Source organism: Bradyrhizobium sp. 27S5, assembly GCF_037217225.1.
GTDB lineage: Bacteria > Pseudomonadota > Alphaproteobacteria > Rhizobiales > Xanthobacteraceae > Bradyrhizobium > Bradyrhizobium septentrionale.
In genome coordinates this window covers 4,939,435-4,961,337 of record NZ_CP147714.1, presented here as the reverse complement: position 1 = coordinate 4,961,337, position 21,903 = coordinate 4,939,435, and the positions used below count along the sequence as shown (strand labels likewise).

Annotated in this window: 22 protein-coding genes; 19 read left to right on the top strand and 3 right to left on the bottom strand. The window is 64.4% G+C overall.

All coding sequences use genetic code 11. The features are described 5' to 3' along the window. Positions 1 to 127: 127 nt before the first annotated feature. Positions 128 to 2,596, bottom strand: coding sequence for a transglycosylase SLT domain-containing protein (locus WDM24_RS23220; RefSeq protein ID WP_414645769.1), 2,469 nt, complete (start codon positions 2,594 to 2,596; stop codon positions 128 to 130). A 320-nt stretch (positions 2,597 to 2,916) separates the two neighbouring features. Here WDM24_RS23220 and dapA point away from each other — a divergent pair, with 320 nt between their 5' ends. The 5 genes from dapA (at position 2,917) to WDM24_RS23195 (ending at position 6,061) form a co-directional block, all read left to right on the top strand. Further along, on the top strand, positions 2,917 to 3,807 hold the full coding sequence (gene dapA / locus WDM24_RS23215) for a 4-hydroxy-tetrahydrodipicolinate synthase (protein WP_338827081.1): 891 nt from the start codon (positions 2,917 to 2,919) through the stop codon (positions 3,805 to 3,807). Positions 3,808 to 3,866: 59 nt separating this feature from the next. Then, on the top strand, positions 3,867 to 4,283 hold the full coding sequence (gene mscL, locus WDM24_RS23210) for a large conductance mechanosensitive channel protein MscL (RefSeq protein ID WP_166306627.1): 417 nt from the start codon (positions 3,867 to 3,869) through the stop codon (positions 4,281 to 4,283). A gap of 1 nt (position 4,284) precedes the next feature. Beyond that, positions 4,285 to 4,758 carry an SsrA-binding protein SmpB gene (smpB, locus tag WDM24_RS23205; protein WP_338827080.1) on the top strand — a complete coding sequence of 158 codons (474 nt, stop codon included), beginning with the start codon at positions 4,285 to 4,287 and terminating at the stop codon, positions 4,756 to 4,758. A gap of 97 nt (positions 4,759 to 4,855) precedes the next feature. Further along, entirely contained in the window at positions 4,856 to 5,434 is a 579-nt protein-coding gene (locus WDM24_RS23200) for a peroxiredoxin (RefSeq protein WP_338827078.1), read from the top strand. Positions 5,435 to 5,449: 15 nt separating this feature from the next. After that, positions 5,450 to 6,061, top strand: coding sequence for an LpxA family transferase (locus WDM24_RS23195; protein WP_338827077.1), 612 nt, complete (start codon positions 5,450 to 5,452; stop codon positions 6,059 to 6,061). A gap of 3 nt (positions 6,062 to 6,064) precedes the next feature. Here the strand turns inward: WDM24_RS23195 and WDM24_RS23190 are convergent, their stop codons facing one another. Together WDM24_RS23190 and WDM24_RS23185 are read right to left on the bottom strand one after the other, a co-directional pair. Continuing rightward, positions 6,065 to 6,724 carry a uracil-DNA glycosylase gene (locus WDM24_RS23190; RefSeq protein ID WP_338827075.1) on the bottom strand — a complete coding sequence of 220 codons (660 nt, stop codon included), beginning with the start codon at positions 6,722 to 6,724 and terminating at the stop codon, positions 6,065 to 6,067. Next, positions 6,705 to 7,340, bottom strand: a complete 636-nt coding sequence (locus tag WDM24_RS23185) for an NYN domain-containing protein (protein ID WP_029081102.1) — start codon at positions 7,338 to 7,340, stop codon at positions 6,705 to 6,707. Before WDM24_RS23185 ends, WDM24_RS23190 begins: the two co-directional genes overlap by 20 nt. A 361-nt stretch (positions 7,341 to 7,701) precedes the next feature. On the opposite strand from WDM24_RS23185, the gene rpoZ reads away from it, so the two are divergent. The 14 genes from rpoZ to dmeF all read left to right on the top strand — a co-directional run bounded on the left by rpoZ (position 7,702) and on the right by dmeF (position 21,870). Next, positions 7,702 to 8,094, top strand: a complete 393-nt coding sequence (gene rpoZ, locus WDM24_RS23180) for a DNA-directed RNA polymerase subunit omega (protein ID WP_016844003.1) — start codon at positions 7,702 to 7,704, stop codon at positions 8,092 to 8,094. 206 nt (positions 8,095 to 8,300) lie between these two features. Beyond that, on the top strand, positions 8,301 to 10,592 hold the full coding sequence (locus WDM24_RS23175) for a bifunctional (p)ppGpp synthetase/guanosine-3',5'-bis(diphosphate) 3'-pyrophosphohydrolase (protein ID WP_338689255.1): 2,292 nt from the start codon (positions 8,301 to 8,303) through the stop codon (positions 10,590 to 10,592). Between the two features lie 93 nt (positions 10,593 to 10,685). After that, positions 10,686 to 11,459, top strand: a complete 774-nt coding sequence (locus WDM24_RS23170; RefSeq protein ID WP_338827073.1) for a pyridoxine 5'-phosphate synthase — start codon at positions 10,686 to 10,688, stop codon at positions 11,457 to 11,459. Next, positions 11,456 to 11,872: a holo-ACP synthase gene (gene acpS / locus WDM24_RS23165; protein WP_021078359.1), complete on the top strand. Its 417-nt coding sequence runs from the start codon at positions 11,456 to 11,458 to the stop codon at positions 11,870 to 11,872. Before WDM24_RS23170 ends, acpS begins: the two co-directional genes overlap by 4 nt. 284 nt (positions 11,873 to 12,156) lie before the next feature. Further along, positions 12,157 to 12,918 (top strand): signal peptidase I, encoded by a 762-nt coding sequence (gene lepB / locus WDM24_RS23160; protein ID WP_338827072.1) that lies wholly within the window; start codon positions 12,157 to 12,159, stop codon positions 12,916 to 12,918. Then, positions 12,915 to 13,736, top strand: coding sequence for a ribonuclease III (gene rnc, locus WDM24_RS23155; RefSeq protein ID WP_338689248.1), 822 nt, complete (start codon positions 12,915 to 12,917; stop codon positions 13,734 to 13,736). Before lepB ends, rnc begins: the two co-directional genes overlap by 4 nt. Continuing rightward, positions 13,729 to 14,664, top strand: coding sequence for a GTPase Era (gene era / locus WDM24_RS23150; protein WP_338827069.1), 936 nt, complete (start codon positions 13,729 to 13,731; stop codon positions 14,662 to 14,664). The genes rnc and era overlap by 8 nt, the downstream gene beginning before the upstream one ends. Before the next feature lie 44 nt (positions 14,665 to 14,708). Further along, on the top strand, positions 14,709 to 15,089 hold the full coding sequence (locus tag WDM24_RS23145; protein ID WP_166294478.1) for a hypothetical protein: 381 nt from the start codon (positions 14,709 to 14,711) through the stop codon (positions 15,087 to 15,089). 104 nt (positions 15,090 to 15,193) lie between these two features. Next, a complete protein-coding gene (recO, locus tag WDM24_RS23140; protein ID WP_338827067.1) occupies positions 15,194 to 15,943 on the top strand; it encodes a DNA repair protein RecO in 750 nt (249 codons plus the stop codon). Positions 15,944 to 15,984: 41 nt separating this feature from the next. Continuing rightward, positions 15,985 to 16,677: a YafY family protein gene (locus tag WDM24_RS23135; protein WP_338827065.1), complete on the top strand. Its 693-nt coding sequence runs from the start codon at positions 15,985 to 15,987 to the stop codon at positions 16,675 to 16,677. Positions 16,678 to 16,762: 85 nt separating this feature from the next. Further along, entirely contained in the window at positions 16,763 to 17,182 is a 420-nt protein-coding gene (locus tag WDM24_RS23130; RefSeq protein WP_338827063.1) for a nuclear transport factor 2 family protein, read from the top strand. Between the two features lie 165 nt (positions 17,183 to 17,347). Next, a complete protein-coding gene (gene parC, locus WDM24_RS23125; RefSeq protein ID WP_338827061.1) occupies positions 17,348 to 19,603 on the top strand; it encodes a DNA topoisomerase IV subunit A in 2,256 nt (751 codons plus the stop codon). A gap of 207 nt (positions 19,604 to 19,810) precedes the next feature. Beyond that, a complete protein-coding gene (locus WDM24_RS23120; protein WP_338827059.1) occupies positions 19,811 to 20,761 on the top strand; it encodes a cation diffusion facilitator family transporter in 951 nt (316 codons plus the stop codon). Between the two features lie 149 nt (positions 20,762 to 20,910). Then, on the top strand, positions 20,911 to 21,870 hold the full coding sequence (gene dmeF, locus WDM24_RS23115) for a CDF family Co(II)/Ni(II) efflux transporter DmeF (RefSeq protein ID WP_338689236.1): 960 nt from the start codon (positions 20,911 to 20,913) through the stop codon (positions 21,868 to 21,870). Positions 21,871 to 21,903: the final 33 nt, after the last annotated feature.

Here is a 21,903-nt window from a genome sequence, read left to right as displayed (position 1 = left end):
CTTCATATAGAGCGCCAATCGGGAGGCGTTGACGCAGCAAATCGCACGAAATTCTAATTATAACAATGAGTTGCGTCAGGATTCGGCCGCGATCCGTCGCAAGCCTGTTGAAAACCGCTCCCGCCGGTCATTCCACGCTGGCGCCGCGGTGCAGGTCGGCCTCGATCTGCAACCGGGTCCCGCCGCCGAAGCGGGCGCGATAGACCTGCAGGTTCTCCATGATCCGCTGGACGTAGTTCCGCGTCTCCGAGAACGGAATCAGCTCGACCCAGTCGACCGCGTCGACCTTGGGATCGCGCGGGTCGCCGTAGCGCTCGATCCACTTCTTCACGCTGCCGCGGCCGGCATTGTAGGCGGCGAAGGTCAGGATGTAGGAGCCGCGGTAGTCCTCGAGCAGCCCGCCGAGCTCGGCGGCGCCAAGCATCGCGTTGTAGACCGGGTCGGTCTTCATCCGGTTGAGGTCGAAGCCGATGCCGGCGCGCTTGCAGACGTAACGTCCGGCGTCGGGCGTCACCTGCATCAAGCCGTAGGCCTGGGCCGGCGACACCACGGCCGGATTGAACGCGCTCTCCTGGCGCGCAATCGCATAGACGACGCTCTGCTCGACCTCCGGCCCGACCTGGCGGAACGACGGAATGCCGTTGACCGGATAGGCGTAGTGGTCGAACGGCAGTCCGCGGTTGAGCGCGGACTTGCCCATCAGCAGCATGCCGCGTGCGTCGCCGTTGCGTGCGGTCAGCTCGCCGAGGCCGGCCAGCGCTTCCGGATCGCCATTGTCGCCGAGGTCGCCGTAGATCGGGATCGCGAGCTCGCGCGCGTCGATCTCGTACAGCAGCGCCACTGCGCGTACGATCTCCAGCCGATCGGCGCCGCGGCCGCGCGGCGCGCTGTTCAGCTCGATCTGCGGCAGGCCGAGTTTTGCGCGCGCCAGCTGTCCGTAGTAGCTGGTGGATTGTTCGGCCGCGCGTGCATAGGCGGCGCGAGCCTCCTGGCCGCGGCCGGCGGCTTCCGCGGCGCGGCCCTGCCAATAGCCGGCACGCGCCAGCGCGGTCGGGTTGGCGCTGCCGACGCCGATCCGCGCGAAATGCTGGGCGGCGAGGGCGGGATCGTTGAGGAAGCGCAGCGCGATCCAGCCGGCGGTGAATTCCTGCTCGGTCTTGTAGATGTCGCGGGCCGGCAGCGCCGCGTCGCGCGCGATCAGATAGGCGGTGCGAAACTCGTTGGTGTCGATCATCTTGCGCGCCAGCAGCCGGCGCTCGATCCACCATTCGTCGACATTGTAGAGGCGAGAGGCTTCCTTCGGCGCGCTCAGCATCAGCCGCGCGGCTTCATCGAATTTCTCTTCACGGCGGAGCAACTGGATCTTCGCGAACAAATAGCCGGTGTCGCCGGAGAGTTCGCTCGGCACCGCTTCGAGCAGCGCGCGCAGGTTCGAGCCCTTGCGGGTGGCGGCGATGCGGGCCTTGGCCAGCGCCACGTAACCGGAGCCGAGCCGCTTGGCCTCGCGTATGCCGGCAGCCTCGTTGTCAGTGCCGTAGAGCATGGTGTCCATGCGCGCCTTGTGGTCGCCGGCGGTGAGGAACGAGCCGAACAGATCGAGCGCGGCGGTTTCGGTGTCCTCGCTCATCCCGTCGTTGCGCCAGGCCTCGCGGACCAGGCGCTCGGCATTGCCGCGGTCGCCGCGGCCGATCATCACCTTGGCGAGCGCGAGCCGGCCCTTGGCCGAAACCGGCGATTCATTCTGGAACCAAGCCCAGACCGCGGAATCGTCGCGACGGTCGTCCCACAGCGAGGCCTCGATGCGGCGGCGCAGGAAGGTCTGCGAGGGCCAGCTCGGATTGGCGTCGAGGAAGCTGCGGTAGCGCTCGACCGAGGCGCCATTGTCCTCGCTGCGCAGGATCAGCCATTCGGCAAGCTTGCGCGCGACCGGATCGGAGATCGAGGCCTCGGCCTCGGTGGCGTCGGAAGGCCTGCGCTTGCGCAGCAGCTCGACGACGTTGGCGAGCGCGTCCTTGTCTGACTGCGACGTCGACGATGTCGCGGCCACCGCCGCAGGCACCACCGGCTTGCGCACGACAGGGGCGGCATGCTGGCGAGTCGCGGGAACCAGCGCGGGGGCGGCGACGCTGGCGGGCGTCGGTTTCTTTGGCAGACTTCCCGTCGAAGCGGGCGCGGTGGTCTTGTGCGTGTCGGTCTTTGACCCCGTGCTCTTGGAATCGGTGGTCTTGGGATGAACGGTCTTGGCGTCCGTCTTGGCCGCGCCGGACTTGGAAGCAGTTGTCTTCGCGGCGTCGGTCTTTGCGGAGTCGCTCTTGGTTGCGGCTGGCTTTGAAGCAGCCGCCTTGGGAGCGTCGGCATTGGGAGCAGCCGCCTTGGGAGCGGCAGACTTCGGTGCCGCGGCTTTGGGAGTGGCGGCCTTCGGCGCGGCGGCCTTGGGAGCCGCGGCTTTGGGAGCGGCGTTGTCGGCAGCCGGCGGTGTTGCCGGCGCATCCGCGGCGGCCCATGCATCTGATGTGACGGCGGCAAGGCCGACAACGAGCGCGAGGCTCGTCGCCAGCGCCGTCGATCGCAATGTGCCTGCGCGGGCGGAACGGATCACGAAAGTCCTCTGCGGCCCCGAATCATCTGGTCGTTCGGGCCAAGGGTTTCTTACATGGGTTTCTTATTTGATTGAAAACGTAGACAAAATACTAAGAAGTCTGCCGGTGCGGCTGTTTGCGCCAGCACCACGGCAAAATCGCGGCTGGAACCGGCTAGGAATAGGTACGGTGCGGCCCTTTCGCCTGTCGGCCAGACCCGATATGAATTGCCTTTCGTGGCGTTTCGCATCGACCAGTGCCGGTCGCACGGACGCGAAGCGCCAACAAGAACGGTCCGTCGACCTAGCCTATAGCCTGAAGCGTTTGGAGGAAGTCCATGGCAGCCAAGACAAAATTCCGGGGGTCATTCACTGCCTTGGTGACGCCCTTCAAGAACGGCTCGGTGGACGAGGCGGCCTTCCGCAGCCTCGTGAACTGGCAGATCGCCGAGGGCACGCACGGCCTGGTGCCGGTCGGCACGACAGGCGAGAGCCCGACGCTCAGCCATGACGAGCACAAGCGGGTGGTCGAGTGGTGCATCGAGGAGGCCAGCGGCCGGGTGCCGGTGATCGCCGGCGCCGGCTCGAATTCGACCAAGGAAGCGATCGAGCTCGCCGAGCACGCGGAGAAGGCAGGGGCCAACGCGGTGCTGGTCGTGACGCCGTACTACAACAAGCCGACCCAGGAAGGCATGTACCAGCACTTCAAGGCGATCAACGATGCGATCGGCATTCCGATCATCATCTACAACATCCCGCCGCGCTCGGTGATCGACATGTCGGTCGACACCATGAAGCGGCTGTTCGAGCTGAAGAACATCGCCGGCGTCAAGGACGCGACCGCGAGCATGGTGCGGGTCTCGCAGCAGCGCGCCGCGATGGGCGAGGACTTCAACCAGCTGTCCGGCGAGGACGCGACGATCATCGGCTACATGGCGCATGGCGGCCATGGCTGCATCTCGGTGACCTCGAACGTCGCGCCGCGACTGTGCTCGGAATTCCAGACCGCCTGGCAGAAGGGCGACGTCACCACGGCGCTGAAGATCCATGACAAGCTGATGCCGCTGCACACCAATCTGTTCATCGAGAGCAATCCGGCGCCGGTGAAGTACGCGATGTCGCTGCTCGGCAAACTGGACGAGAAGCTGCGCCTGCCGATGGTGCCGGTCACCGAAGCGACCCGTACTGCTGTCCGCAGCGCCATGGTGCATGCCGGCCTGATCAACTGAGCCGGACCGGACCTGCCGTGAACAATGCCGTGCGCAATGTCGAAGAGAAGGGGGTGGGCATGCTGAAGGAATTCCGCGAATTCGCCATGAAGGGCAATGTCGTCGACCTCGCCGTCGGCGTCATCATCGGCGCAGCCTTCGGCGCGATCGTCACCTCGCTGGTCGGCGACATCATCATGCCGATCATCGGCGCGATCACGGGCGGGCTCGATTTCTCCAACTATTTCACCGGACTTTCCAAGGCGGTCAACGCGACCAACCTGGCCGACGCCAAGAAGCAGGGGGCGGTGCTCGCCTGGGGCAACTTCCTCACGTTGACGCTCAACTTCCTGATCATCGCCTTCGTGCTGTTCCTGGTCATCCGTGCCATGAACCAGTTCAAGCGCAAGGATGAGGCCAAGGCCGCCGAGCCGCCGAAGCCGTCCGACGAGGTCGTGCTGCTGACGGAAATCCGCGACCTCCTCAAGAAGGGCTAAAGTGGCCGACAAGAACGAACGTCCGATCAAGGTTGTCGCCGAAAACCGAAAGGCCCGCTTCAACTACGCCATCGAGGATACGATCGAGGCCGGCATCTCGCTGACCGGCACCGAGGTGAAATCGATCCGCAGCGGCAAGAGCACGATCGCGGAATCCTATGCGGATTCCAAGAACGGCGAGATATGGCTGATCAACGCCAATATCCCCGAATATCTGCAGGCCAACCGCTTCAACCACGAGCCGAAGCGGCCGCGCAAGCTGCTGCTGCATCGCAAGCAGATCAACAAGCTGCTCGGCGCTGTCGACCGCGAGGGCATGACGCTCATTCCGCTGAAGCTGTACTTCAACGAGCGCGGCCGTGCCAAACTGCTGCTCGCGATCGCCAAGGGCAAGAAGCTGCACGACAAGCGCGAGTCCGAGAAGAAGCGCGACTGGGGCCGCGAGAAGAGCCGCCTGATGCGGGCGCGAGGATAGGGCGAGTAGCGAATGGCGAGTGGCGAATAGGACAGGAACGACATCCTTCTTCCATTCGCTATTGCCACTCGCCATTCGCGCCTTGTTGGAGCGTAGCATGACTCAATCGAGCCTGACCGATGTCGACTGGAGCAAGATCCCACCGCCCACGGACGACGGCGGCGCGGCGCATCTGACCGGCATGACGATCCCGCCGGTGACCTTGCGCGCCACCAACGACACGTCGGTGACGTTGTCGGCGCTCGAGGGCCACACCGTGGTGTTCGCCTATCCGCGGACCGGCGAGCCCGGCAAGATCGGGCTGGTCGATGATTGGGACATGATCCCGGGCGCCCGCGGCTGTACGCCGCAAACCTGCGCGTTCCGCGACCTGTTCGCCGACCTGAAGGCGGCCGGGGCGGGGCAGGTGTTCGGGCTGTCGACCCAAAGCAATGCGTACCAGACCGAAATGGCGTCACGCCTGCACCTGCCGTTCCCGGTGCTGTCCGACGAAGCGCTGGAACTGACGAAGGCCTTGAGGTTACCGACCATGTCGGTTGCCGGGCTGACGCTGATCAAGCGGCTCGCGCTTGTGATCGACGACGCTCGCATCACGCAGGTATTCTATCCGGTGTTTCCGCCGGATCGGAACGCCGACGATGTGCTGGGGTGGCTCAGGGAACATCCGGTCAAGTAGATGTCGGGAACGCCGGTGATCGACGAGTACATCGCCGGGTTTGGCTCGTCTGCGCTCGGAGAATTCGCCGAGAGCATGCCGTGGGAGTTGACGCTCGGCGCGGTTGGAATTGTCGAGCGTCTGCTGGGTGGCTTGCGTGACGGTTACGCGATCGCCGATGGTGTTGCCGTGCATTGTACGTCAACGATCGAGGGTGGTGCCGTCGTCAAGGGGCCGGCCATCGTTGGGCCAGGTTGTTTCATTGCTGCAGGCGCGTACGTCCGCGGCGGCTGCTGGTTGGAGGCCAATTGCATTCTTGGGCCTGGAGCCGAGCTGAAGTCCTCATTCGTCTTCACAGGCTCAAAGCTCGCTCATTTCAACTTCGTTGGAGACAGCCTTCTCGGCAGCGGGGTCAATCTTGAGGCAGGATCGATCATCGCCAACTACCGAAACGAATTGGTCAGGCCGATGATTTCGTTCTTCCACAAGGGCACACGGCTTGAGACGGGAGTCGAAAAGTTTGGCGCCCTCGTTGGCGACCGAACAAGGATCGGCGCTAACGCGGTTGTCGCGCCGGGCGCAATCCTGGCGCCCGCAATGGTTGTGAAGCGCCTGTCGCTGATCGATCAGGCGGTCGGCGAGGGCTGATCCCTAACCGAGGTCCTTCCGCACGGTCGCGAAGACCTTGCGGAACATGTCGGTCGTCAACACGCCCGTGTTCGTGTTGTAACGCGAGCAGTGATAGCTGTCGTAGAGCTTAAAGGTGCCAGCGCTATGCACTGCACCGTGCACAAAGGGCGCCGCAGCCAGCCGGATGGCCAGCGCCTTCAACGTCGATTCGTGGGCGATTCGCCCGAGCAGCACGATCGCGCGCAGCTTCGGCATCGTGGCGATGGTGGCGCTCAGGAATTGCCGGCAGGTGTTGATCTCGGCCGGCAGCGGCTTGTTCTGCGGCGGCACGCAACGCACCGCGTTGCTGATCCGGCTGTCGACCAGCTTCAGTCCGTCGTCCGGGCGTGCCTGATAGACGCCGCTGGCGAAGCCATATTCAAGCAGGGTCGCGTAGAGCAGGTCACCGGCATAATCGCCGGTGAAAGGACGGCCGGTGCGGTTGGCGCCCTGCATGCCCGGCGCTAGCCCGACGATCAACAGCCGCGCATTTGGGTCGCCGAAAGACTCCACCGGCGAGTTGAACCAGTCCGGGTGGAGGGCCCGCGTTTGTGCGCGGAAGTCGGCCAGCCTGACACAGAGCTGACAGTTGCTGTCGGGGCGCGTAGGTGCGGCGACGAGGTTACTCGTCGAAATCGTCATCGGCTCCCCGTGGGGCCATGGTGGTGGTCGCGCGCTGCAGGAATTGCGGGGAGTGGTGACGCGGTTCGCGCGGGGCCGGACGTTCGGACGGATCGCGGCCGAGCTTGGATTGCAGCTCGACGAGGTCGGTGAAGACGTCGGCCTGGCGGCGCAGCTCGTCGGCGATCATCGGCGGCTGGCTGGCAATGGTGGAGATGACGGTGACGCGGACGCCGCGGCGCTGCACCGCCTCGACCAGGGAACGGAAGTCGCCATCGCCGGAAAACAGGATCATCTGGTCGATGTGTTCGGCAAGTTCCATGGCATCGACCGCGAGCTCGATGTCCATATTGCCCTTCACCTTGCGGCGGCCACTGGCGTCGATGAATTCCTTGGTGGCCTTGGTGACGACGGTGTAGCCGTTGTAGTCGAGCCAGTCGATCAGCGGACGGATCGACGAGTACTCCTGATCCTCAATGATCGCCGTGTAGTAGAACGCCCGCAGCAGCGTGCCTCGACTCTGGAATTCCTTGAGGAGGCGCTTGTAGTCGATGTCGAAGCCCAGCGTCTTTGCGGTTGCGTACAGATTGGCTCCGTCGATGAAGAGCGCGATCTTGTTGGAAACAGGTGACGACATCAAAGTGTTCTCGCGTGGTTGTTAGTGTTTTTAGCGCAGCGGCGAACGACCGCGCGCAATTTCCTGCGTTGCTGCCTAAAGTTCTGTGAATCTTTCCCCACGACAGTCACCACCGCAATTATGGTGAGGCGAGGGCAAAAAGCCTAGACCTTTGACATTGCAATGAAGAGATTTACTTGTCTGGGACAGCAACCTAGCCATGTCGTCAGACGCTCCGGCCCTTCTGGCCCCGGCAGATCGGGTTATCAGAGCCTGTTGGGAAGGCAAATCACAAATTTTACCTTGCGAAACCGGGGCTAGCCCTATAACTAACCCTCATAACCAACATGTTCGGTCCCTTTTTACCACGGAGCGCCTCGAGATGGCTCGCGTCACCGTCGAAGATTGCATTGATAAGGTCGACAATCGTTTCGACCTGGTCCTGTTGGCTGCGCATCGCGCCCGGATGATCTCGTCGGGCTCGCAACTCACGGTTGATCGCGACAACGACAAGAACCCGGTGGTCTCGCTGCGGGAGATCGCCGATTCGACGATCTCGCCGGAAGACCTGAAAGAGGAACTCGTGCACTCGCTGCAGAAGTTCGTCGAGGTCGACGAGCCCGAGCCCGACACCGTGCCGCTGATCGGTTCCGCCGGTGCCAGCGTTGATGCAGACGACACCGAGGTCGCGGTCGAGCGGATGACTGAGGAAGAGCTGCTGAAGGGCCTCGAAGGCCTGGCGCCCCCGGAAGAGCAGCCCGAGGAAGACGAATAAGCTCCTCGTTTCGGATTGATTTGAAAAAGGCCCGGACATTGCTCCGGGCCTTTGCTTTTGTTGACAATTTCGCTGTTACGGTGCGTCCTATGCGGGCGCGGGAAATTGAACGGTTCCAAGGCCCGCGCAGGGTGCTGCTTCATTCGAAAGCGCACTAGATTGAGCAAGGTGGGACGTTCTGGTCCCGCGGGAGAGGCATCGCGTTCATGGCGTATCGACGCCGCAGTTCCATCCAGATGCAGGCTGCAACCGAAACGGTCGCAGTGGCGCCGACGTCGTCCGCGGCGGAGCGGCCGGCCAAGCCGCGGACGCGCATGATGCGACAATATGACCTTGTCGAGCGCGTCCGCTCCTATAACCCCGATACCAACGAGGACCTGCTCAACCGCGCCTATGTCTACGCCATGAAAGCGCACGGCACGCAGACCCGTGCCTCCGGCGATCCCTATTTCTCGCATCCGCTCGAGGTCGCCGCGATCCTCACCAACCTCAAGCTCGACGATGCCACGATCGTCGCGGCCCTGCTGCACGACACGATCGAGGACACCGAGGCGACGCGCGCCGAGATCGATCATGTCTTCGGCCACGAGATCGGGGCGCTGGTCGAAGGCCTGACCAAGCTGAAGCGGCTGGAGCTGGTGTCGCGCGAGGCCAAGCAGGCCGAGAATCTGCGCAAGCTGTTGCTGGCGATTGCTGACGACGTCCGCGTGTTGCTGATCAAGCTCGCCGACCGCCTGCACAACATGCGCACGCTGGAATTCGTGCCGCCGGCCTCGCGCCGCCGCATCGCCGACGAGACGCTGGACATCTATGCGCCGCTCGCCGGCCGCATGGGTATGCAGGAGATGCGCGAGGAGCTCGAGGACCTGTCCTTCTTCGTGCTCGATCCCGAGGCCTATGCCGTGGTCAAGCAGCGGCTCGACGCGCTGGCCGAGCGCAACCGCAATTTGATCGGCGAGATCGAAAGCCAGCTCTCCAAGAACCTGCAGAAGAACGGCATCACCGCGCGGGTGTTCGGTCGCCGCAAGCAGCCGTTTTCGATCTGGACCAAGATGGAGCGCAAGTCGGTCGGCTTCGAGCAACTGTCCGACATCTACGGCTTCCGCGTCATCCTCGACGATGTCGGTGCCTGCTACCGCGCGCTCGGCATCGTCCACACCACCTGGCCGGTGGTGCCGGGCCGCTTCAAGGACTACATCTCGACGCCGAAGCAGAACGACTACCGCTCGATCCACACCACCGTGATCGGTCCGGGCAAGCAGCGCGTCGAGCTGCAGATCCGCACCGAGGAGATGAACCAGATCGCCGAGTTCGGCATCGCCGCGCACGCCTTCTACAAGGAAGGGGCGGGCTCGCCGCACGAGCGGATGAAGCACGAGTCCAACGCCTTCGCTTGGCTGCGCCACACCATCGGCATCCTTTCGGAAAGCGCCAACCCGGAAGAGTTTCTGGAGCACACCAAGCTCGAGCTGTTCCACGACCAGGTGTTCTGCTTCACGCCGAAGGGCAAGCTGATCGCGCTGCCGCGCAACGCCAATGTGATCGATTTCGCCTATGCCGTGCACACCGGTGTCGGCAACAGCGCGGTCGGCTGCAAGATCAATGGCAAGTTCGCGCCGCTGTCCTCCGAGCTGCAGAATGGTGACGAGGTCGAGGTGCTGACCTCGAAGGCGCAGTCGGCGCCGCCGTCGGCCTGGGAAGCGCTCGCCCGCACCGGCAAGGCGCGCGCCGCGATCCGGCGTGCCACCCGTGATGCCGTGCGCGACCAGTATGCCGGCCTCGGCCGCCGCATCGTCGACCGCCTGTTTGCCCGCGCCAAGATCGAATATGCCGACGACAAGCTGAAGGGCGCATTGCCGCGGCTCGCGCGGACCTCGATCGAGGACGTGATGGCCTCGGTCGGGCGCGGCGAGATCAAGGCTTCCGATGTCGCGCGCGCGATGTATCCCGACTACAAGGAAGAGCGCCTGGTGCGCTATGGCGCCAAGAAGGGGCTCGCCGCCAAGCTGAAGACGCAGACCCCGCCGCATCCGGCGCGCGCCACCTCGGTGATCCCGGTGCGCGGCATCAATTCCGACCTGCCGGTGAAATTCGCGCCGAACGGCGGTGCCGTGCCGGGCGACCGGATCGTCGGCATCGTGACGCCGGGCGAGGGGATCACGATCTATCCGATCCAGTCGCCGGCGCTGAAGGATTTCGAGGAGGAGCCGGAGCGCTGGCTCGACGTGCGCTGGGACATCGACGAGACCATGCCGCAGCGTTTCCCGGCGCGTATCCTGGTCCACAATGTGAACGAGCCCGGCAGCCTCGCCCAGATCGCCACCGTGATCGCCGAGCACGACGGCAATATCGACAACATCCACATGTCGCGCCAGTCGCCGGATTTTACGGAGCTGACCATCGATCTTGAGGTCTATGACCTCAAGCATCTCCTCGCTATCATCGCGCAGTTGCGCGCCAAGGCCGTCGTCGCAAAGGTCGAGCGCGTCAATGGTTGAATATGGATGCGCGGGGCATAGGCGAGCGGAAGCGACGCCGTCCTCCGGACGGCTATGCCCGCGCATCACGAGTTAGATTTGCAGGTCCAAGAAATGTCAAAAGCTCCTCCGCTGCGCCTCGGTATCAATGTCGATCACGTCGCGACCTTGCGCAATGCGCGCGGCGGGGCGCGGCCCGATCCGGTGCGGCTGGCGCTCGCCGCGATCGAAGCCGGCGCCGACGGCATCACCGCGCATTTGCGCGAGGATCGCCGTCACATCCGCGACGAGGACATGGCACGGCTCAAGGCCGAGATCTCCAAGCCGCTGAATTTCGAGATGGCGGCGACCGACGACATGCTGCGGATTTCGCTCGCCACCAAGCCCCACGCCGTCTGCCTGGTGCCGGAGCGGCGCCAGGAACTCACCACCGAAGGTGGCCTCGACGTGGTCGGCCAGCACAATGCGCTGGCGCCGTTCATCGCGCGGCTCAATGATGCCGGCATCCGGGTCTCGCTGTTCATCGCCGCCGATCCAAGGCAGATCGAGATGGCGGCGAAGCTGAAGGCACCCGTGATCGAGATCCATACCGGCGGCTGGTGCGACGCCGTGGTCGACGGCCGCGCCGACAAGGCGGAGGCCGAATGGAAGCGCATCGTCGATGGCGCCAAGCTCGCGCAGGCGGCCGGGCTCGAGGTCCATGCCGGCCATGGGCTCGACTATGAGACCGCGGAGACGATTTCCGCGCTGCCCGAGATTCGCGAGCTGAACATCGGTTACTTCATGATGGGCGAGGCGCTGTTCGTCGGCATCGCCGGGACGGTGCGCGAGATGCGCGCGGCGATGGACCGCGGCCGCGCCAGGGCGCAAGGCGCAGTCGGCGCATGATCATCGGCATCGGCTCCGACCTGATCGATATCACGCGGGTCGCGAAGGTGATCGAGCGCCATGGCGAGCGATTCCTCGATCGCATCTTCACCGATGCCGAGCGCGCCAAGGCGATGCGCCGGGCCAACAATGAGAAGATGGTGGTGGCGACCTACGCCAAGCGCTTCGCCGCCAAGGAGGCCTGCTCCAAGGCGCTCGGCACCGGTATCCGGCGCGGGGTATGGTGGAAGGACATGGGGGTGGTCAACCTGCCGGGAGGGCGGCCGTCGATGCGGCTGACCGGTGGCGCGCTGGCCCGGCTCCAGGAACTGACGCCCGAGGGCATGCAGGCGCAGATCGACCTTTCGATCACAGACGATTGGCCGCTGGCGCAGGCCTTCGTCATAATTTCGGCGGTTGCTCCGGCCAGATGAGCGCAGGGCGCCGGAATCGGCCGGAAAACTTCAGCAAACTAAAAAATCATTGACATTTCAATGAATTGCGAAGTTTTGAGGCGGCGATTGATTGCGCCCTTGCGAACAACCGTCTAAAACGCCGCTGGGTATATCGAGCGAGACGCGAATTTCGGGTTTAGGTCGGGATTTGCCCTCAAGATCAGAATCAAGGCCATTTTCCTCACGCGGGGATCGAGCGCTTCGCGTGGAGAGAACGTTCTGCCACCGCGCGGGTATCTGGGCCCGCGGGAATTGGGAAAGCAATGAGCGCGACCACCGGGACCAAATCTGAGAGCGGCTTTGGCGAGACCATCCGCGTCGTCATCCATGCCCTTCTAATCGCGCTCGTCATCCGCACCTTCCTGTTCCAGCCGTTCAACATCCCGTCGGGCTCGATGAAGGCGACGTTGTTGGTGGGAGACTACCTGTTCGTGTCGAAATATTCCTACGGCTATAGCCATTATTCGATCCCGTTCTCGCCGAACATCTTCTCGGGGCGCATCTTCGGCTCGGAGCCGAACCGCGGCGACATCGTGGTGTTTCGCCTGCCGCGCGACGACTCCACCGACTACATCAAGCGCGTCATCGGACTGCCGGGCGACCGGATCGAGGTCAGGAACGGGCTGCTCTACATCAATGATGAGCCGATCAAGCGGGAACGGCTGAGCGACTTCATCGGCGAGGACCCTTGCGGCTCGGCGGATGCCTCCGCCCGCGTCAAGCGCTGGAAGGAAACCCTGCCGAACGGCGTCAGCTATGAGGCGCTGGACTGCACCGACAACAGCTACATGGACAACACCATCGTCTACACCGTTCCGCCCGGCCATTTCTTCATGATGGGCGACAACCGCGACAATTCCACCGACAGCCGCTTCCTGTCGCAGGTCGGCTACGTGCCGTTCGAGAACATCATCGGGCGGGCCCAGATGATCTTCTTCTCGATCGCCGAGGGCGAGCAGGCCTGGATGATCTGGCGCTGGCCGTTCGCGGTGCGGTGGAACCGCCTATTCTCCATCGTGCGATGAACGACGACACCGCAGCCATCAACGATCAAGCGCCCGCCGGCGAGCCGAGCCCGACGCCTGCCGCGGATGGCACGGCTGCGCCGAAGAAGCGGCGCAGCAAGGCCGCCAAGGCGGCCGAAGAGAAGGCCGCGATCGCCGGCACCGAGGCGCGCATCGGGTACAATTTCTCGGATCCCGCGCTGCTGACCACCGCGTTCACCCACGTCTCCGCGCTGAAGCCCGCCACCCGCAACCGCGCCGACAGCTACCAGCGGCTGGAATTTCTCGGCGACCACGTGCTCGGCCTGATCGTCTCGGACATGCTGTTCCGGGCGTTCCCGAAGGCCGACGAGGGCGAATTGTCGAAGCGGCTCGCCGACCTCGTGCGCAAGGAGAGCTGCGCCGACGTCGCCAAGTCGCTCGGACTGCTCGAGGACATCAAGCTCGGCATGGTGAAGGCGGTCGAGGGCGCGCGGCTGCGTAAGTCCGTGCTCGGCGACATCTGCGAAGCGGTGATCGGCGCGATCTTTCTCGACGGCGGCTACGAGGCCGCGCGCCAGTTCGTCGAGCGCAACTGGACCGAGCGGATGCACAAGCTGCGCCGGCCGCTGCGCGATCCCAAGACCGTGCTGCAGGAATGGGCGCAGGGCAAGGGACTGCCGACGCCGGTCTATCGCGAGGTCGAACGCACCGGCCCGCACCACGATCCGCAATTCCGCGTTGCGGTCGACCTGCCGGGACTGGCCTCCGCCGAGGGGCTCGGCGGCAACAAGCGCGCAGCCGAGAAAGCAGCAGCATCCGCCATGATCGAGCGTGAAGGCGTCGGCACCAATGACTGACGAAGCCAAGGGACAGGCGGAGGGGCAGGGGGACGCGACGCGCTGTGGCTTCGTCGCGCTGATCGGTGCGCCCAATGTCGGCAAGTCGACGCTGGTCAATGCGCTGGTGGGCTCCAAGGTCACCATCGTCTCGCGCAAGGTGCAGACCACGCGCGCGCTGATCCGCGGCATCGTGATCGAGGGCAATGCGCAGATCATCCTGGTCGATACGCCCGGCATCTTCGCGCCGCGGCGCCGGCTCGACCGCGCCATGGTGTCGACCGCCTGGAGCGGCGCGCACGACGCCGATCTCGTCTGCGTGCTGCTCGATGCCAAGGCTGGGATCGACGAGGAGGCGCAGGCGATTCTGGCCAAGCTCGAATCCGTCGCGCATCCCAAGATCCTGGTGCTGAACAAGGTCGACCTCGTTCAGCGGGAAAAATTGCTCGCGATGGCGCAGGCCGCCAACGAACGCATGCGCTTCGAGCACACATTCATGATCTCGGCGTTGTCGGAGGATGGCGTCGACGATCTGCGGTGGACGCTGGCGCAGATGGTGCCCGAGGGGCCGTTCCACTACCCCGAAGACCAGATGTCGGACGCGCCGATGCGGCATCTGGCCGCCGAGATCACGCGCGAGAAGATCTACAGCCATCTGCATCAGGAATTGCCGTACCAGTCGACGGTCGAGACCGACAGCTGGACCGACCGCAAGGACAAGTCGATCCGCATCGAGCAGACGATCTATGTCGAGCGCGAGAGCCAACGCAAGATCGTGCTCGGCAAGGGCGGCGCCACTATCAAGTCGATCGGCGCGCAGGCGCGCGCCGAGCTCGCCGAGATCATGGGCGTGCCGGTGCATCTGTTCCTGTTCGTCAAGGTGCGCGAGAACTGGGGCGACGATCCCGACCGCTACCGGGAAATGGGACTGGAATTCCCCAAGGAATAGATCGGCGTTTGAACGTGCCCAGAGCAATGAGCGTGCCCAGAGCAATGAATGTGCCCAGAAACGTGCTGTGGTTTGAGGTGCTGCTCTATCTGTCGCTGACGCTCGACGCGCTGTCGGTGGCGTTCCAGGACCGCACGCCGACCGCCGTGAGGACCGAGCAGATGATCACGGGCGAGACGCTGACGGCAGGGTGCATGATCCTGCTGCTGGTGTATTTCGTCCGGCTCGCCGCGCGGCACCGCAAGAACTGGCCGCGCTGGGCGCTGGCTGCCATGCTGGTGCTGTCGGTGATCTCGCTGGTGCAGGTGATGGGCGAAAGGGGCTTGGAGCTCGACAGCGCCATCGAGGTGGTGTCCTGCATCCTGACCACGGCCGGGCTGTATTATTCCTTCACCGGTGACGCCCAAGGCTGGTTCAACGCGTAAGCCTGCGTAGGGCGGGTTAGCGAAGCGTAACCCGCGGTGTAACTTCCTGGCGATATCGGCGGATTACGCTGCGCTGATCCGCCCCACATGATACTTTTGCAACCATGGAATGGACCGACGAAGGCATCGTGCTGGGGGTGCGGCGGCATGGCGAATCCTCTGCCATCGTCGAGCTGTTGACGCGCCAGCATGGCCGCCATCTCGGCCTGGTGCGCGGCGGCGCCGGCTCGCGGATGCGGCCGCTGCTGCAGCCCGGCAACAGCGTCACCGCGGTGTGGCGGGCGCGGCTCGACGAGCATCTCGGGATGTATGTGCTGGAGGGCACCCGGCTGCGGGCGGCGACGCTGCTGGCCTCGTCGCATGCGGTCTATGGCGTCACGCATCTGGCGGCGCTGGCGCGGCTGTTGCCGGAGCGCGATCCGCATGAAGACATCTACGAGATGCTGCAGGGGACGCTCGACGATTTCGATGACGCCGGCGTTGCCGCCGTGCACCTGATCCGGTTTGAGCTCGCGATGCTGACCGAGCTGGGTTTCGGGCTCGATTTGGAAAACTGCGCGGCCACCGGGGAGACCACCGACCTGGTCTACGTGTCTCCGAAATCCGGCGGCGCCGTGTCCCGCACGGCCGGCGAGCCGTGGCGCGACCGGCTGTTGCCGCTGCCGGCATTCCTGCGCGAAGGCGAAAGCGGCGCCAACAGCTGGTCGGATCAGGACCTGCTCGATGGTTTCCAGGTCACCGGCCTGTTCCTGCTCCGCCACGTGCTGGAGCCGCGCGGCCAGGGCCATTCCGACGCCCGCGACGGATTTATCAACGCCGTGACGAAGCGGCGAAACCGATTGGCAGGGGCGTGAGCCAGTGAGACAGCGGCCAATCGACCGGAAGGGATGTCTGGATGGCGCGGTCCGATAGGCTCCTCGAACTCATCCAGTTCCTCCGAACCCGTCGCCACCCGGTGAAGGGAGCGCAACTCGCAGACGAGTTCGGCGTCTCGTTGCGAACGATCTATCGCGACATCCAGGGATTGATTGCCAAGGGAGCACCGATCGACGGCGAGCCAGGTGTCGGCTACGTGCTGCGCCCGGGCTTTACGATGCCGCCGCTGATGTTCTCTACCGACGAGATCGAGGCCATCGTGCTCGGCTCGCGCATGGTGGCACGAAGTGCCGACGCCAATCTGAGCAAAGCCGCGCTCAACGCCGTCGCGAAGATTGCGGCCGTGTTGCCCGTGCATCGAGGGGCCGAAATCGACGCGCCAGGGCTTCATGCGGGAGCGATCAGGGCAACCACCCAGGATAGCGTGGATATGGCACCAATTCGGAGCGCGATTCGAATGGAGCGGAAGATATCCATCAGCTATTGCGATGAGGCCGGCGCGCCGACTGAACGGACAATCTGGCCGATTTCGCTCACATTCTGCGCGACGGTGCGATTACTCGCCGCTTGGTGTGAACTCCGCGGCGGCTATCGGACCTTTCGCACCGACCGAATCTCGGCCTTCGCCGACACCGCCGAACGGTATCCAAGGCGCCGCGCCGTGCTGATCAGGGAATGGCGCGAGATCGCGGGTCTTCCCGAACCAGGCTGATTGCGCTGCTGACACGATCTGTCACCTCGACCCCTCAGTATCGGGCTCCGACGCAGCCGGAGTGGCTGCGAAACCGGGAGCGCACATGTCGACCGAACTGGAAGCCAACAAACTTACTTTTCGCGATGCTGAAGCCGTGCTTGAGCGCGCGCAAAAAGTGATGAGCACGGGTGACATTCCCGCAATCATGAAGTCCTTCGCCTCGGATGTCGTCGTCCGGTTTGCGGATTTTCCGGAAACCCGGGGCAAGCCGCCGCTCGAGCAATTCCTGCGGGTGCGGTTCGCTCGCCAGAAGAACTATCGCTTGCAGAAGCAGCTGCGTGCGGTTTCAGGCAACGTCATCGTCTGCTCCTGGGACGGCGAGTGGGACGATGGGCAGGATGGCCGCCGGATGCAGGGCCGCGGGATTGAGATTCTAACCATGCGCGGCGGCGAGATCGCCAAATGGGAGGCGACCTTCAATGTCTGGCCGATGGGCAGCGGGCCCTCGCTGCCCATTGTCTAGCTGGTGAGGCCGTTAATCCGGGCGGTCGGGGCAGTTCCTCGACCGGTTTATCAACGCGAGGACGACTGGGTGGAGGCGTACGCGGTTCCTTAAGCCCGATTCGCAACCTAAATTCGCGGTGATTCGCGGCTTGCCCGATTCACCGCCAAGGTTTAACGCCTCCCCATGGGAAAACGACAGATACCGCCGGAAGAGCCGGCCGAAATTCACGAGGTGCCGCTGCGTGACGCGCTCGAGGAGCGCTATCTCGCCTATGCGCTCTCGACCATCATGCATCGCGCGCTGCCGGACGCCCGCGACGGCCTGAAACCGGTGCACCGGCGTATCCTCTACGGGATGGACCTGCTCGGGCTCGACCCGCGCGCGGCCTTCAAGAAGTCGGCCAAGATCGTCGGCGACGTGATGGGCTCGTTCCATCCGCATGGCGACCAGGCGATCTATGACGCGATGGTGCGTCTGGCGCAGGAGTTCTCCTCGCGCTACCCGCTGGTCGACGGCCAGGGCAATTTCGGCAATATCGACGGCGATAATCCGGCCGCCTACCGCTACACCGAAGCGCGCATGACCGAGGTCGCGCGGCTCTTGCTCGAAGGCATCGACGAGGACGGCGTCGAGTTTCGCGCCAATTACGACGGCCAGACCAAAGAGCCGGTGGTGCTGCCGGGCGGCTTCCCGAATCTGCTCGCCAACGGCGCGCAGGGGATTGCGGTCGGCATGGCGACCTCGATCCCGCCGCACAACGCCGCCGAACTCTGCGACGCCGCGCTGCATCTGATCGAGAAGCCCGACGCCAAGTCGAAGGCGCTGCTGAAATGGGTCAAGGGCCCGGACTTCCCGACCGGCGGCATCGTCGTCGATTCCAAGGAATCGATCATCGAGGCCTATACCACCGGCCGCGGCTCCTTTCGTACCCGCGCCCGCTGGTCGGTGGAGGAGGGCGCCCGCGGTGCCTGGGTGGTCGTCGTCACCGAAATCCCGTGGCTGGTGCAGAAGTCGCGCATGCACGAGAAGATATCGGAGCTGCTCGACCAGAAGAAGCTGCCGCTGGTCGGCGACGTGCGCGATGAATCCGCGGAGGACGTCCGCTTCGTCATCGAACCGAAGTCGCGCACCGTCGATCCGGCGCTGATGATGGAGTCGCTGTTCCGGCTGACCGAGCTGGAAAGCAAGATTTCGCTGAACCTCAACGTGCTGATCAAGGGCCGTATCCCGAAGGTGGTCGGCCTCGCCGAGTGCCTGCGCGAATGGCTCGACCATCTGCGCGACGTGTTGGTGCGGCGTTCCAACTTCCGCAAGACCCAGATCGAGCACCGCCTGGAAGTGCTGGGCGGCCACCTCGTCGCCTATCTGAACCTCGACAAGGTGATCAAGATCATCCGCACCGAGGACGAGCCGAAGCCGGTCTTGATGAAGACCTTCAAGCTCTCCGACATCCAGGCCGATGCCATCCTCAACATGCGCCTGCGCAATTTGCGCCGCCTGGAGGAGATGGAGATCCGCACCGAGGACAAGGATCTGCGCAAGGAGCTGAAGGGCCTCGAGGGCCTGCTCGGCTCCGAGACCGAACAATGGACGAAAGTCAGCGACCAGGTGCGCAAGGTCCGCGACATCTTTGGGCCGAAGACGCCGCTCGGCAAGCGCCGCACCACCTTTGCCGATGCGCCCGAGCATGATCTCGCCGCGATCGAGGAAGCGCTGGTCGAGCGCGAGCCGTGCACCGTCGTGATCTCCGAGAAGGGCTGGGTGCGGACGCTGAAAGGGCACGTCGAGGATCTCTCGGGGCTCGCCTTCAAGACCGACGACAAGCTCGAGCACTCGTTCTTTGCCGAGACCACCTCGAAGCTGCTGCTGTTTGCCACCAACGGCAAGTTCTACTCGCTCGACGTCGCCAAGCTGCCGGGCGGCCGCGGCCATGGCGAGCCGATCCGGATGTTCATCGACCTCGAGCAGGACGCCGCGATCATCTCGCTGTTCGTCAACAAGGGCGAGCGCAAGTTCCTGATCGCGAGCAGCGAGGGGCAGGGTTTTGTCGTCAAGGAAGAGGACTGCGTCGGCAATACCCGCAAGGGCAAGCAGGTGCTCATCGTCGATGCGCCGAACGAAGCCTGTGCGATCACGACCGTAACCGGCGACACCGTCGCGGTGATCGGCACCAACCACAAGATGGTGCTGTTCGGTCTCGACCAGGTGTCGGAGATGGCGCGCGGCCGCGGCATGCGCCTGCAGAAATACACCAGTGCCTCGCTGTCCGATGTCGCGGTGTTCGATTCCAAGACCGGCCTGACCTGGAAGGATTCCGCCGGCCGCGAGCACAGCATGACCCTGAAGGAGCTGGCCGACTGGCGCGGCAACCGTGCCGACGCCGGCCGGCTCGCACACGGCCTGCCGAAGTCGAACAAGTTCAACCGCGGCGTGGAGTAGTGGAAGCGTAGCCCGGATGGAGCCAACGGGTCGCGCGAATGCGCGCCCGATGACGGGCTCCGCGAAATCCGGGGCCGCTGTCACATTTGGCAACGATCCCGGATTGCGCTGCGCTCCATCCGGGCTACGGAGCGCCGCCAGCGGTGTGATAGTATCCACATTTCACCGCGCTATAACCGTCGCCGACGATAGCGGGCGACGGTTGCCATGGCGCACAATCACGACCACGACCATGACCACAGCGGTCATTCCCACGCCGGGCATTCCCATGCCGGGCACAGCCACGTGCCCGACAGTTTCGGCGCGGCCTTCGCAATCGGCGCGTCGCTCAACACCGCCTTCGTCATCGCCGAGCTGATCTTCGGCTATTCCGCCAACTCGCTGGCGCTGGTCTCCGACGCGGTTCACAATCTCTCCGACGTCATCGCGCTGCTGCTGGCCTGGGGCGGGGCGTGGCTCGCCGGCAAGCGCCCGACCGATACCCACACCTATGGCTACCGCCGCGCCTCGATCCTGGCGGCGCTGTTCAATGCCGGGCTGCTCCTGATCGCGGTCGGCGGCATTGCGGTCGAGGCGATCAACCGCTTCCGCGAGCCTGCCGAGGTGGCAAGCTGGATCGTGGTCTGGGTCGCGGCGCTCGGCATCCTGATCAATGGCGGCACCGCGCTGCTGTTCATGCGCGGCCGCGACAGCGACCTCAATGTCCGCGGCGCCTATCTGCATATGGCGGCCGATGCCGGCGTCTCGCTCGGCGTCGTCGTTGCCGCGCTGCTGATCATGGCGACAGGCTGGCAATGGCTCGATCCCGCGATCAGCCTGGTCATCTCCGTGGTCGTATTGCTGAGCGGCTGGGAACTTGCGCGCGACAGCGTCAACCTCGCGCTGGACGCGGTGCCGAGGGGCATCGATCTCAAGGAAGTGAGGGATTATCTGGCCGCGCTCGAGGGCGTCACCGAGGTACACGACCTGCACATCTGGGCGATGAGCACGAGCGAAACCGCGTTGACCGCACACCTGGTGCGCCCCGGCGGACATGACGATGCGTTCCTGCATCAGGTCTGTGCAAAGCTGTCGGAGCGGTTCAGCATCCACCATGCTACGCTGCAGGTCGAAATCAGCAGCGAGACCTGCCGGCTGGCGCCGGCCGAAATGGTCTAGAGCATGATCCGGAAAAGTGCGAAGCGGTTTTCCGAAAAGATCATGCTCAGACAAGAAGCTAAGGCGCGACAATGACTCACCCTCATCTCATCGCGCTTTAGCACTGGCGCTGATCGCATCGCCATCGCGCAGTTTCTCGGAGAATAGCCATGCACTCGCATTCGATCGATCAGTGGACCCACGAGCACGTCTTCCTCGGCGCCGGGCATTCCAAGAACGAGCGCCGGACCTGGATCGTGGTCGCGCTTACGGCCGTGATGATGGTCGGCGAGATCGTCGCAGGCTGGCTGTCCGGGTCGATGGCGCTGTTGGCTGATGGCTGGCACATGGCGACGCACGCGGCCGCGCTCGGCATCGCAGGGCTCGCCTATCTGCTGGCGCGGCGCCAGGCCGGCAATGCACGCTTCTCGTTCGGGACCGGCAAGTTCGGCGACCTCGCCGCGTTCTCCAGCGCGATCATCCTGGCGATGGTCGCGATCCAGGTTGCGTGGGAGAGCATCGACCGGCTGCTGCACCCGGTGCCGATCGCCTACAGCGAGGCGATCATGGTCGCGGCGCTCGGTCTCGTCGTCAACCTGACCAGCGCCTGGCTGTTGCGCGATGACCATGATCATCACCATCATCACGGCCATGGCGACGATCATCGCCATGACGATGATCACGGTCATCACCACGACAACAATCTGCGCGCCGCCTATGTCCATGTCCTGGCCGACGCCGCGACGTCGATCCTGGCGATTGGCGCGCTGCTGGTCGCGATGGTTGCGAACTGGGTCTGGGCCGATCCGCTGGTCGGCATCATCGGCAGCATCGTGATCGCGAGCTGGGCCTATGGCCTGATCCGCGCGGCCGGCGCCGTGCTGCTCGATGTCAGCGCCGACGCGCATCTGGAGACCACCATCCGCAAACGCATCGAAGCCAAGGGCGACCGCGTCACCGACCTGCATTTGTGGCAGGTCGGCCCCGGCCACCGTGCCGCCGTGATCTCGGTGGTCTCGGATCACCCGCTGCCGCCTGCGACCTACAAGCGCCGGCTCGGCGGCCTGTCCGGCCTCAGCCACATCACGGTCGAAGTCGAGACCTGTCCGGATCACGACCACGCGCATTGATATGTTACGCCGGGCCAACGGAGGGCAACATGA

Coding starts and splice junctions, on each gene's coding strand:
- dapA (WP_338827081.1), top strand. CDS start 2,917: ATGGCAGCCAAGACAAAATTCCGGGGGTCATTCACTGCCTTGGTGACG.
- mscL (WP_166306627.1), top strand. CDS start 3,867: ATGCTGAAGGAATTCCGCGAATTCGCCATGAAGGGCAATGTCGTCGAC.
- WDM24_RS23200 (WP_338827078.1), top strand. CDS start 4,856: ATGACTCAATCGAGCCTGACCGATGTCGACTGGAGCAAGATCCCACCG.
- WDM24_RS23190 (WP_338827075.1), bottom strand. CDS start 6,724: ATGACGATTTCGACGAGTAACCTCGTCGCCGCACCTACGCGCCCCGAC.
- WDM24_RS23185 (WP_029081102.1), bottom strand. CDS start 7,340: ATGTCGTCACCTGTTTCCAACAAGATCGCGCTCTTCATCGACGGAGCC.
- rpoZ (WP_016844003.1), top strand. CDS start 7,702: ATGGCTCGCGTCACCGTCGAAGATTGCATTGATAAGGTCGACAATCGT.
- WDM24_RS23175 (WP_338689255.1), top strand. CDS start 8,301: ATGGCGTATCGACGCCGCAGTTCCATCCAGATGCAGGCTGCAACCGAA.
- WDM24_RS23170 (WP_338827073.1), top strand. CDS start 10,686: ATGTCAAAAGCTCCTCCGCTGCGCCTCGGTATCAATGTCGATCACGTC.
- acpS (WP_021078359.1), top strand. CDS start 11,456: ATGATCATCGGCATCGGCTCCGACCTGATCGATATCACGCGGGTCGCG.
- lepB (WP_338827072.1), top strand. CDS start 12,157: ATGAGCGCGACCACCGGGACCAAATCTGAGAGCGGCTTTGGCGAGACC.
- rnc (WP_338689248.1), top strand. CDS start 12,915: ATGAACGACGACACCGCAGCCATCAACGATCAAGCGCCCGCCGGCGAG.
- era (WP_338827069.1), top strand. CDS start 13,729: ATGACTGACGAAGCCAAGGGACAGGCGGAGGGGCAGGGGGACGCGACG.
- WDM24_RS23145 (WP_166294478.1), top strand. CDS start 14,709: ATGAATGTGCCCAGAAACGTGCTGTGGTTTGAGGTGCTGCTCTATCTG.
- recO (WP_338827067.1), top strand. CDS start 15,194: ATGGAATGGACCGACGAAGGCATCGTGCTGGGGGTGCGGCGGCATGGC.
- WDM24_RS23135 (WP_338827065.1), top strand. CDS start 15,985: ATGGCGCGGTCCGATAGGCTCCTCGAACTCATCCAGTTCCTCCGAACC.
- WDM24_RS23130 (WP_338827063.1), top strand. CDS start 16,763: ATGTCGACCGAACTGGAAGCCAACAAACTTACTTTTCGCGATGCTGAA.
- parC (WP_338827061.1), top strand. CDS start 17,348: ATGGGAAAACGACAGATACCGCCGGAAGAGCCGGCCGAAATTCACGAG.
- WDM24_RS23120 (WP_338827059.1), top strand. CDS start 19,811: ATGGCGCACAATCACGACCACGACCATGACCACAGCGGTCATTCCCAC.
- dmeF (WP_338689236.1), top strand. CDS start 20,911: ATGCACTCGCATTCGATCGATCAGTGGACCCACGAGCACGTCTTCCTC.